At 38.9% G+C, this 10,356-nt stretch carries 10 protein-coding genes and 1 pseudogene; 8 read left to right on the top strand and 3 right to left on the bottom strand.

The window, feature by feature from the left end; translation table 11 throughout:
• Together AC1DPQ_RS07245 and AC1DPQ_RS07240 are read right to left on the bottom strand one after the other, a co-directional pair.
• The coding region (locus AC1DPQ_RS07245) for a DUF4270 family protein (protein ID WP_477608571.1) at positions 1–1,296 on the bottom strand (1,296 nt) is incomplete at its 3' end.
• Between the two features lie 22 nt (positions 1,297–1,318).
• Positions 1,319–2,143 (bottom strand): glycogen/starch synthase, encoded by an 825-nt coding sequence (locus AC1DPQ_RS07240; RefSeq protein ID WP_477578891.1) that lies wholly within the window; start codon positions 2,141–2,143, stop codon positions 1,319–1,321.
• A 149-nt stretch (positions 2,144–2,292) separates the two neighbouring features.
• Between AC1DPQ_RS07240 and panC the strand changes: the two genes are divergently transcribed.
• The 4 genes from panC (at position 2,293) to AC1DPQ_RS07220 (ending at position 6,163) form a co-directional block, all read left to right on the top strand.
• On the top strand, positions 2,293–3,138 hold the full coding sequence (gene panC / locus AC1DPQ_RS07235) for a pantoate--beta-alanine ligase (RefSeq protein ID WP_477578889.1): 846 nt from the start codon (positions 2,293–2,295) through the stop codon (positions 3,136–3,138).
• A gap of 94 nt (positions 3,139–3,232) precedes the next feature.
• On the top strand, positions 3,233–3,583 hold the full coding sequence (gene panD / locus AC1DPQ_RS07230) for an aspartate 1-decarboxylase (protein WP_029274491.1): 351 nt from the start codon (positions 3,233–3,235) through the stop codon (positions 3,581–3,583).
• A 4-nt stretch (positions 3,584–3,587) separates the two neighbouring features.
• On the top strand, positions 3,588–4,568 hold the full coding sequence (locus AC1DPQ_RS07225) for a lysylphosphatidylglycerol synthase transmembrane domain-containing protein (protein ID WP_477578887.1): 981 nt from the start codon (positions 3,588–3,590) through the stop codon (positions 4,566–4,568).
• A gap of 455 nt (positions 4,569–5,023) precedes the next feature.
• A complete protein-coding gene (locus tag AC1DPQ_RS07220) occupies positions 5,024–6,163 on the top strand; it encodes an acyl-CoA dehydrogenase (protein ID WP_477578886.1) in 1,140 nt (379 codons plus the stop codon).
• Positions 6,164–6,230: 67 nt separating this feature from the next.
• On the opposite strand, the gene AC1DPQ_RS07215 is transcribed toward AC1DPQ_RS07220, so the two are convergent.
• Positions 6,231–6,575 (bottom strand): phage holin family protein, encoded by a 345-nt coding sequence (locus AC1DPQ_RS07215; RefSeq protein ID WP_057931556.1) that lies wholly within the window; start codon positions 6,573–6,575, stop codon positions 6,231–6,233.
• An 18-nt stretch (positions 6,576–6,593) separates the two neighbouring features.
• On the opposite strand from AC1DPQ_RS07215, the gene AC1DPQ_RS07210 reads away from it, so the two are divergent.
• The 4 genes and pseudogenes from AC1DPQ_RS07210 to AC1DPQ_RS07195 all read left to right on the top strand — a co-directional run.
• Positions 6,594–7,025, top strand: coding sequence for a hypothetical protein (locus AC1DPQ_RS07210; RefSeq protein WP_477578884.1), 432 nt, complete (start codon positions 6,594–6,596; stop codon positions 7,023–7,025).
• A gap of 121 nt (positions 7,026–7,146) precedes the next feature.
• Positions 7,147–7,611 (top strand): ribosome assembly cofactor RimP, encoded by a 465-nt coding sequence (gene rimP, locus AC1DPQ_RS07205; RefSeq protein ID WP_477578882.1) that lies wholly within the window; start codon positions 7,147–7,149, stop codon positions 7,609–7,611.
• Positions 7,612–7,613: 2 nt separating this feature from the next.
• The gene (nusA, locus tag AC1DPQ_RS07200) at positions 7,614–8,858 is read left to right on the top strand and encodes a transcription termination factor NusA (protein WP_029274497.1); all 1,245 of its coding nucleotides are present in this window, start codon (positions 7,614–7,616) and stop codon (positions 8,856–8,858) included.
• Positions 8,859–8,921: 63 nt separating this feature from the next.
• A pseudogene (locus AC1DPQ_RS07195) lies at positions 8,922–10,356 on the top strand (translation initiation factor IF-2); the annotation flags it as partial.

Here is a 10,356-nt window from a genome sequence, read left to right as displayed (position 1 = left end):
GCCATAATCTTCAACGTTTTTATCAATCAAGCTCTGAACGTAACTGGTTATGATAAAAATATAACGTTTCTTTAACGAATCGAAATAACCGCCAAAAAGTGCTGCACCCCCTGAAGCACTGCTTGAAAAAGTTGTAAAATCAGGTATATCGGCTGGTTGATGCGCAATATCCCAACGATATAAAGAAAGTCGTTGAGCAGCATTAAAAGGATATGCTGGTGCATTTTCACCTATCTCTACAACTAATTCTGCCTTATTGATAATTGCTTTCCCGTAAGTATCCTTAAAGCTTGTTAATGCTGGGAAGGTTAACTTGGTTTTTACACCGGCTAAGCCTTGTAAGTAAGTAACATTATATTGTTGAGCCGGATCTGTTGGAACTGCAACATCAATTTGTTTTTGCACTTCCGTGCCGGTATAATCGTGCTTAATGTTTGCGGCTATTCCGGAAATTGAACTGCCACTACTGCTATTTTGAACCAACGCTCCAATTGGAAAGTTAACACTATTGGTGTCTATTCCGCTTGATGAATTGGTTTTTTTCCAAACCAGTTGTAAATATGAATCGGTGCCTGTGAAATTGAAAAAGGCAATACCTCCAACCCCTGTTGAAGATGTTTTATTTACCTGAGCATATAAGCCTTTAAATGCGTCTATAAATTTTGCATTTGTGGATGTTCCTGCGGTGCCTAAGTTTAATATGGCGTTTTGTATAAATGCCTTGTTTAAAGGAATTCTGATCTGTGCAGGTACAGTTTTTAGAGTATCAGCTTTGCCTGGAACAATAATAGATATTTTTCTTTTAGTATTCGGCGCCAGTTTACCTGTAAAATTGCCTAAAAGTGTGTTGTTAATCGCTTGTACATCAGAGCTTTTATAATTCGTAACCTTATTAGCTAACTGATAAACATCAATACTGTATTTAGAATTGGTGGTATCGCCATAAAATTTGGTTAGTGTAGATGTTGTATCTAATTTTAATACCAAAACTGCAGAATCTAATACTGGAGTGGTACCGAAATCTGTATTAACAATTGGGTAAACCGTTAATGCTAAAGCTGCCTCGGTTTTTCCAAAGGTAGGGTCTACCATGTATCCCAATGGATAACGGTTTAATCCGTAGGTATTGGCAGCGTCTTCTTGTACAAGTTGAGCCTTAACCGGCGATACCACCAGCGTTCCGGTAATTGCAGCGTTCGGATCTACATCTAAACCAACACCATCAGGGTTTTTGCACGATGCAAAAAGAAAAAGACCTATCAACAKGGTTAATAAGTCTTGTTTTGTAAATTTCATATTTAAAATAATAATACCTTAATTAAGCAAGTGAAACCAGTTCGTCATTCGAAATTTCTTCATAAAAAGTATAGAAGTTTTCGAAATTCTCGGTTAAGTTAAAAGCTAATGTTGGCTTATTGGAATCTTTAACAAATTTTAACATAGCTGCATTTAGGTTTTCATCTGCTAAAACTACTGCATCAGAATGTGTTATCGCACCAATGTGCATGCTGTCGCAATCAGATGGCAAGAATGCTTTAGTATCATCCTCGGTCATATTGGCCATTACTGCTTTATTCGCGAAATTAGCATTTAATTTCTCTGTAAAGCCATCCTCATAAACAGAATATACTACTTTAGAATTTTTAAAAGTAGGATCATTTTTATAAGTTGTTTTGATATAGGCAGGAACTAATGCACTCATCCAGCCATGACARTGAACAATATCTGGCGCCCAGCCTAATTTTTTAACGGTTTCCAATGCGCCTTTGCAAAAGAAAATTGTGCGTTCATCATTGTCGTCGAAGAATTTCCCGCTTGCATCTCTAAACACTTGTTTGCGTTGGAAATATTCTTCATTGTCTAAGAAATAAACCTGCATGCGTGCAGCTGGGATGGAGGCTACTTTAATGATTAAAGGATTATCGTTGTCATCGATAATGATGTTCATTCCTGATAAGCGGATTACTTCGTGTAAACGATTTCTTCTTTCGTTGATGTTACCAAATTTAGGCATTAAGATGCGGATTTCGAATCCTTTTTCTTGCATTGCTTGTGGTAATTGGCGCGTGATTTCAGAAATTTTAGTAAGCTCGAGGAAAGGCGACATCTCGTGTGTAACAATCAGCAGCTTCGTTTTGGCCATCTCCATATTCTAAGAAAATATTAAGTTAAATAAAAGATAATGAGCTGCAAAGGTAAGCATAATAATACTATTTATCAATATAGCAAGCATTTGTTTGGTTTCGTTTAGATTAATTTACACCTTTACGGCTTTAATTTAGTTTGTCCAAATTGGAAATATTTAAAACCAAAGCAGCACTTAAGGCTTTTTTAAAACCCTTAAAAGCATCAGGTAAAAAAATAGCACTTGTGCCTACCATGGGTGCCTTGCACAATGGTCATATATCGTTGATAAAAATGGCCCAACAAAATGCAGATATCATTATCTGTAGCATATTTGTAAATCCAACGCAGTTTACAGATCCCAAAGATTTAGAGAAATACCCGCGCCCAATCGAACACGATTTAGCCATGCTGGCCGATGCTGGTTGTAACGGTGTATTTATGCCTAATGTAGATGAAATGTATCCTGCCGGGGCCGACGAGGCTTGGCGCATTGATTTGGGTAATGCCGAATTTCTGTTGGAAGGCGAATTTAGAAAGGGCCACTATCAAGGTGTAACGCAGATTGTAAAAAAATTGTTTGATGCCGTTGAGCCAGATGTAGCCATGTTCGGACAAAAAGATTTCCAACAGGTATTAATGATCAAGAATATGCTGGCTTATTTTAAGCTGCCCATCACCATTATTACCTGTCCGATTATCCGCGAAGCCGATGGTTTAGCCATGAGCAGCCGAAATATCCATTTATCGGCCGATGATCGCAAACATTCGCTCGTGCTGAGTAAATCGCTGCAGTTCGTTGTTGATCATTTTAACGAATATTCACTATCCGAATTAGAAGATAAGGCCAAAGCATTTTACCATAATATTGATGGTGTTGAACTGGACTATTTTACCATTGCCAATGGCGATACACTGGAACCAGCCAAATCAAAACATGAAAATAACCTGATTGCGCTGGTTGCAGCAAAAGTAGGTTCAACCAGGCTGATCGATAATATGATTATTAAGTAAAGTCAAGATGTGCGTATCAAGAATCAGAATTTACCGATTTGCGAAACTCCAAACTGATGACTGAAAACTCCAAACTGATTACTAACTTTGCCGAATGGTTATCACAATATTAAAATCGAAAATACACCGTGTTAGGGTAACACAAGCCGAATTGAACTATGTAGGCAGTATTACGATAGATGAAGATTTGATGGATGCAGCTAACATTATCGCTAATGAAAAGGTGCAGATTGTAAATAATAATAATGGTGCACGTTTCGAAACTTATGTGATTAAAGGCGAACGCGGTACCGGAACCATCTGTTTAAATGGCGCAACAGCCCGTTTGGCTCAGCTTGGCGACATTCTCATCATTATGTCGTATGGCTCATTACCAATAGAAGAAGCCAAAAAATACAATCCAATATTGGTTTTTCCTGACGATAACAACCACTTGCTAAAATAACCTTGTGATATTCGACCTCAAAACAGCGCTAAAATATATCATCCTGTTTTTAATCGGGATAGGGGTTTTATATTTAGCTTTTAGAGGTCAGGATTTAGGAAAGATCTGGCAGGAAATTAAAACCGCCAACTACTTTTGGGTAATTACTTCTGCATTTGCCGTATGGATTGCACATGTATTACGTGCTTTGCGCTGGCAAATGCTGTACAAATCTATTCATTACAAAGTGAGTTTCTGGAATGCTTACCATGCCGTAATAATCGGCTATCTGGCTAACCTTGCTTTACCGCGCTTCGGAGAGATTGGCCGTTGTTCGGTTATTCACAAAGCCGAAAAGGTACCCATGTTTGCTTCTATAGGTACCGTAATTACCGAACGGCTATTTGATGTGCTGATGCTTTTTCTCACCAGTTTGGCAATGCTGATTTTTCAGTATGATATGGTAGCCGATTTTCTTTATCAAACCATATACGTCAATCTTATTAAAAAATTAAGTACGATTAATTATTTGTGGTTAGTTGGTTTGGGTATCATTATTTTGCTGCTCATTGCTGTTGCAATATATTTTCTCCGCCAAAAATTCAGTAAAAAATTCTTGCGTATTTTTGTAAGCCTGCGCCAGGGATTTGGCTCATATAGCAAGTTAAAACAAAAAGGATTATTTTTAACCTATACACTAGGGATATGGCTTTTCTACTCACTTTCTATGTATTTCGCCTTTTCTTCTATTCAAGCTACTTCAGGATTACATTTTAACGCTGCATTTACCGCAATTGTATTTTCTGGTTTTGCTATGGCAGCCCCTGTTCAGGGCGGTATTGGTATTTTCCACTGGATGGTTGCGCAGTCTTTGGTGCTGTATGGCATATCTTTTAAAGATGGTTTGGCTTACTCAACCATCATTCATTCTTCGCAGGTTTTATTGATTCTTGTTTTAGGAAGTTTAAGCCTTGGGCTCATCTTGACTAAAAGGGTGACTAAATAATCTTTTTGTGGGCGTTTTAACACGCTGTTCGCTGTATCTTTTTGGCTGCCCTTCTACTACGCTCCGGATGACAGCCAAAAAGGATGCCGCTTCCATCGTTAACGCAGATCATACAAGCAAATAAATATGGCTTAATAGTACAAGCTACCTTTGGTTAAATAAACCTGACCGACAGCGTTATCCCGGTTTAAGCACTATACTTTTTTATTTTTTTGTGTGCTTGCTTGTTTCACAGGTTTCACCGGATAAAGCACAGGGCAGGGCTATCGGAGCCCAAGAATTACTGCTCTTGCTTTCCAAAAAATAACCGAAACATCTGTTTAAAGCTATAATAGGCCGGTACTAAATACACCAATATAACAACCAATGAATTTAAAAATAAATTACTATGCAACCATAGTAATTTCGATCATTAATGCTACATTTGATTTACTAACCTTTTATACATAAATGTTATGCATTTTGAATTAAGTGAAGAGCAATTAATGATTCGGCAAGCTGCCCGCGATTTCGCGCAGCAAGAATTAAAGCCGGGTGTAATCGAACGAGACGAACATCAGAAATTTCCGGCCGAGCAGGTAAAAAAACTTGGAGAACTTGGTTTCCTGGGAATGATGGTGAACGAAAAATATAATGGAAGCGGACTCGATGCCATTTCTTACGTTTTGGTAATGGAAGAGCTATCTAAAATCGATGCTTCCGCATCTGTTGTTGTTTCGGTAAACAACTCGTTAGTTTGCTATGGATTAGAGGCCTATGGCAGTGAAGCCCAAAAAGAAAAATATTTAAAGCCGCTTGCAGCTGGAGAAAAAATAGGCGCATTTTGTTTATCGGAGCCCGAAGCCGGATCTGATGCTACCTCGCAACGTACGACCGCTGAAGATAAAGGCGATTATTATCTACTGAACGGTACAAAAAACTGGATCACCAACGGCGGTACTGCATCAACCTATCTGGTTATTGCGCAAACCCACCCAGAGTTAAGGCATAAAGGTATCAATGCTTTTATTGTAGAGAAAGGGATGGAAGGTTTTACCGTTGGACCAAAAGAAAATAAACTCGGCATCCGCGGATCTGATACACATTCTTTAATGTTTAACGATGTGAAGGTGCCAAAAGAAAATAGGATTGGTGAAGATGGCTTTGGTTTTAAGTTTGCCATGAAAACTTTAGAAGGCGGGAGGATCGGTATTGCGGCCCAGGCTTTAGGTATCGCACAGGGGGCTTTCGAGTTGGCCACGCAGTATGCTAAAGAGCGTAAATCATTCGGCAAACCAATTGCTGAACATCAGGCCATTGCTTTTAAACTGGCCGATATGGCTACACAGATCGAAGCCGCCAGGTTATTGGTTTATAAAGCTGCCTGGTTAAAGGATCAGGGTTTACCTTATACACAGGCCGGTTCTATGGCCAAGCTTTTTGCTTCAAAAGTGGCGATGGATGTAACCATCGAAGCTGTACAAGTGCACGGTGGTTACGGTTTCGTAAAAGAATACCACGTAGAACGGTTAATGCGCGATGCTAAAATTACCCAGATTTATGAAGGTACATCTGAGATTCAGAAAATGGTGATTTCGAGAGAAGTTATTCGTTAGTCGTTTAGTCAAAAGTCTGTAGTCCTTAGTCCAATCCGACTCATGACTACAGACTCACGACTTCGGACTATTCCTTCTCCCCAACTACAGCGCTAAACACTGCTTTAATTAAAGCTACAACTATAGCCAAAAATGCAGCAGCGATAAAGCCTGAAGTGTTAAAAGAGGTCATCATGTTATCAACCAATAAAATCATTAAAACGGTAATGATAAATGATACCAGTCCGAGCGTTAAAAAATTAACAGGGAATGTTAATAATCTTAAAATGAACCCAATGGTCGAGTTTGCAAGTGCAACCAGTACTGCAGCAATAATGGATGTTGCATAACTATCAACATGTACGCCAGGTACTATTCTTGCGCCGATAAAAAAGGCTAATCCCATCAAAAGGATTTCGATAATAAATCTCATAATTGTTTATTTTTGTAAATGTTCAAATGCTTTTTTAAATACCAGGCCATAATTGCTGTTGTTATATTTGCACTTTCATGTTCGAATACAAACAACAGGCCAATAATTAAGTTTTCTGGGGATAGTTCATCAATAATAATTAAAAATATTAATGAGGCGAGTCTGTTACAGGTTAAAAATGCCTATCAGGCTAACGCAGATACACTTAATTTGGTTTCTGTTTTGCTAAAACCGGGCGATCTGGACAGTATCCAGGATGAGCTGGAAGTGCCCGGCAAGGTTAAGATACTAGGCGATTCACTCGTATTTAATCCCGATCAGCCATTTCTTAAGGGTAAAGAATATCTGGTTGAGAGTTACATCGGGATAAAATTTGCAACCGTGGGCGATCTGATTATGGGGAAGGGTAAGCAGAATTTAAAAGCGCAGCAACAAACACTTAAACGGTAATAATCAGCATAATAATTAGCGCAAGTGTTTGATTTTTTCTAAAAAATTACTACATTTGCATCGTAATCGAAGAAAAGAGAAGGGGACAGTGTCCCCTTTTTCTATGAAATCAGGTTAAAATATGCAGGTAGAAAAGAGAGTTGCAGCCCTCGTTGAGGAAAAAATAGCAGATCGGCCAGAACTCTTTCTGGTTGAAGTAAAAATGTTGCCAAACAATAAATTAATTATCCATGTTGATGGCGACGAAGGTATTAGCATACAGGATTGTGTGGCCATAAGCAGGCATGTTGGTTTTCATCTCGAAGAAGAAAACGCAATAGAACAGGCTTATAATTTAGAAGTTTCTTCGCCGGGTGTTGGTGAGCCTTTAAAATTAATCCGTCAATACAATAAAAATATTGGCCGTACAGTAAGCATTAAGTTGAAAGAAGGATTAAAAAAAGAAGGGAAACTGCTTTCGGTTACAGAAAATAATCTGCTGATTGAAGAATCGGTTAAAGAAAAAGGGAAAAAGGCGGTAGCAATTCAAACAGATGTTCCGTTTAATGATATATTAGAAACAAGTGTGTTAATTTCATTTAAGTAAAAATGAGTACTACAACAATTAATTTGATCGACTCTTTTCAAGAGTTTAAAGATTTCAAAAATATAGATCGCCCAACGGTGATCAGTGTGCTGGAAGAAGTTTTTCGTAGCATGTTGCGTAAAAAATACGGAACAGACGAAAACTGTGATGTTATCGTGAATCCGGATAACGGGGATTTGGAGATCTGGAGAACTAGAAAAGTAATGGAAGATGGATTTTCTGAGGATGATGATTTAGAGATCGAGCTTGCTGAAGTTTCTAAATTAGATAGCACTTTAGAAGTTGGCGATGATTATATCGAGCAGATTACTTTAGAAAGTTTTGGCCGTAGAGCAATTTTAGCTGCCCGTCAAACTTTGGTTTCTAAAGTATTGGAATTAGAGAAAGACGAAATCTTCAAAAAATATAAAGATAGGGTAGGCGAAATCGTAACAGGTGAAGTTTACCAGGTTTGGAAGAAAGAAACTTTGGTTTTAGATGATGAAGGTAACGAACTTTTAATGCCTAAAACAGAGCAGATTCCAGCAGATTATTTCAAAAAAGGTGATTCTGTAAGAGCAGTGATCTCTAAAGTAGAAATGATCAACGCTAACCCGAAAATTATCATTTCGAGAACAGCACCAGAATTTTTGCAACGCCTTTTCGAACAGGAAGTTCCAGAAATTTTCGATGGTTTAATTACCGTTAAGAAAATTGTTCGCGAACCAGGAGAACGTGCTAAAGTTGCTGTTGAATCGTACGATGACCGTATCGATCCAGTTGGAGCGTGTGTAGGTATGAAAGGGTCACGTATCCACGGTATCGTTCGCGAATTGAAAAACGAAAACATTGATGTGATTAATTTCACCAATAATATTTCATTATACATTACCCGTGCTTTAAGCCCGGCAAAAATCACCTCTATTAAATTGGATGATGAAACCAAACATGCATCGGTTTACTTAAAACCAGATCAGGTTTCATTGGCAATTGGACGTGGCGGACACAATATTAAACTGGCTGGTAAGTTAACTGGCTACGAAATTGATGTGTATCGTGAAGCCGGAGAAGAAAACGACGAGGATGTTGATTTAGAAGAATTCTCAGATGAGATTGATAGCTGGATCATTGATGAATTAAAGGCTATCGGTTGCGATACTGCTAAGAGTGTACTAGCACTTACAGTAGAAGATTTGGTAAAACGCACCGACCTTGAAGAGGAAACCATTAAAGAAGTGGTTCAAATTTTGAAGTCAGAATTTGAATAAGTGGTGTAATTGCCAAATAAACACTACTTTTGTATTAAATAAAAAAACAATAACAGGAGCTAAATGTCAGACGACAAACCAATCATTTTAATTAAAGCTATTAAAGAACTTAATATAGGCATGGGTACGGCCGTTGAGTTTTTAAACAAAAAGGGATTCTCTGCCGAGAAGAGCCCTATGTTTAAACTTACGGGAGACATGTATAATGCCTTATTGAAAGAGTATCAGGGAGATAAGATCGTAAGAGAAGAAGCCAAACAAATAGTGATTGGTAAAATACGTCGTGACGAGCCTGAGACTGAAAAGCCAGTAGAAGCGCCGAAGAAGAATACCGATTTTGAGAAAAATGAAGAGATTTTAATTAAAAATGCTCAATCATTTACGCCTCCGGTAGAGAAACCAAAGGTTGTAGAAACCCCTAAGGCAGAAACACCAGCCCCTGCGGCAGCAGTAGAGCCAGTAAAAGAAACTAAGGCAGAAGATAAAGTTGAAGAAACTGGATTGCCAGGGGTTAAAATTGTAGGGAAGATCGATTTAAACGATTTTAACTCGAAAACACGTCCGGCTAAGAAAGAAGAAACACCTGCTGCACCTGTAGTAGAACAGCCAGTGGTTAAAGCACCTGAGCCTGTAAAACCAGTTGAACAACCTAAAGTGGAAGAGAAACCGGTTGRGGTTAAAAAGGAAGAAACACCTGCTCCTCCAGCGCCGGTTGTAGCGCCACCAGTGGCTAAAGCACCTGAGCCTGTAAAACCAGTTGAACAACCTAAAGTGGAAGAAAAACCAGCTGAAGCAAAACCGGTAAGCAACGAGCCTGAAGTAATTAAAGCACGTACCGTTAAATTAACCGGTCCGAATATTATTGGTAAAATTGTTTTACCAACAACTCCGGATAGAAGAAACGGTCCGGTAGCATCATCTAGCGATAGTGAAGCTGCTAAACGTAAGCGTAAACGCAAAAAAACTCCAGGAGCACCTGGCCAACCAGGTCAACACGGYGGTCAAGGCCAGCAAGGACAAAATAATCCTGCAGGTCAGGGCCAAGGTCAAAGTGGTACACCAGGGCAACCTCGTACACCTTATCAAGGTAACAGACCAGGCGGTGGAACTCCATACCAAGGTAACAGACCAGCGGGACAAGGCGGAACTCCATACCAAGGAAATAGAAATAACAACAATAACAGACCAGGTTTCCAAAATAGAAACGCTACACCAAGCGGACCTAAAGAAGAACCTACTGAGAAAGAAATTCAAGATCAGATCAAAGCAACACTTGCCCGTTTAAGTGGTGCTGGTAAATCGGGTAAATTTGCACAACGTGCTAAATTACGTCGTCAGAAACGTGATGATGTAGCATCGAATGCAGAAGAGGCTGCAAATGAGCTTGAATCTCAATCGAAAATATTAAAAGTAACAGAATTTGTTACGGCTAATGAGTTAGCGAGCATGATGGATGTACCAGTTACCAAAATTATTGGTACCTGTATGAGTCTAGGGA

It is taken from the genome of Pedobacter sp. 01T416_2, from assembly GCF_056398925.1.
Note: the sequence above shows the minus strand (reverse complement) of the source record. Positions and strands in the feature narration are given on the sequence as shown.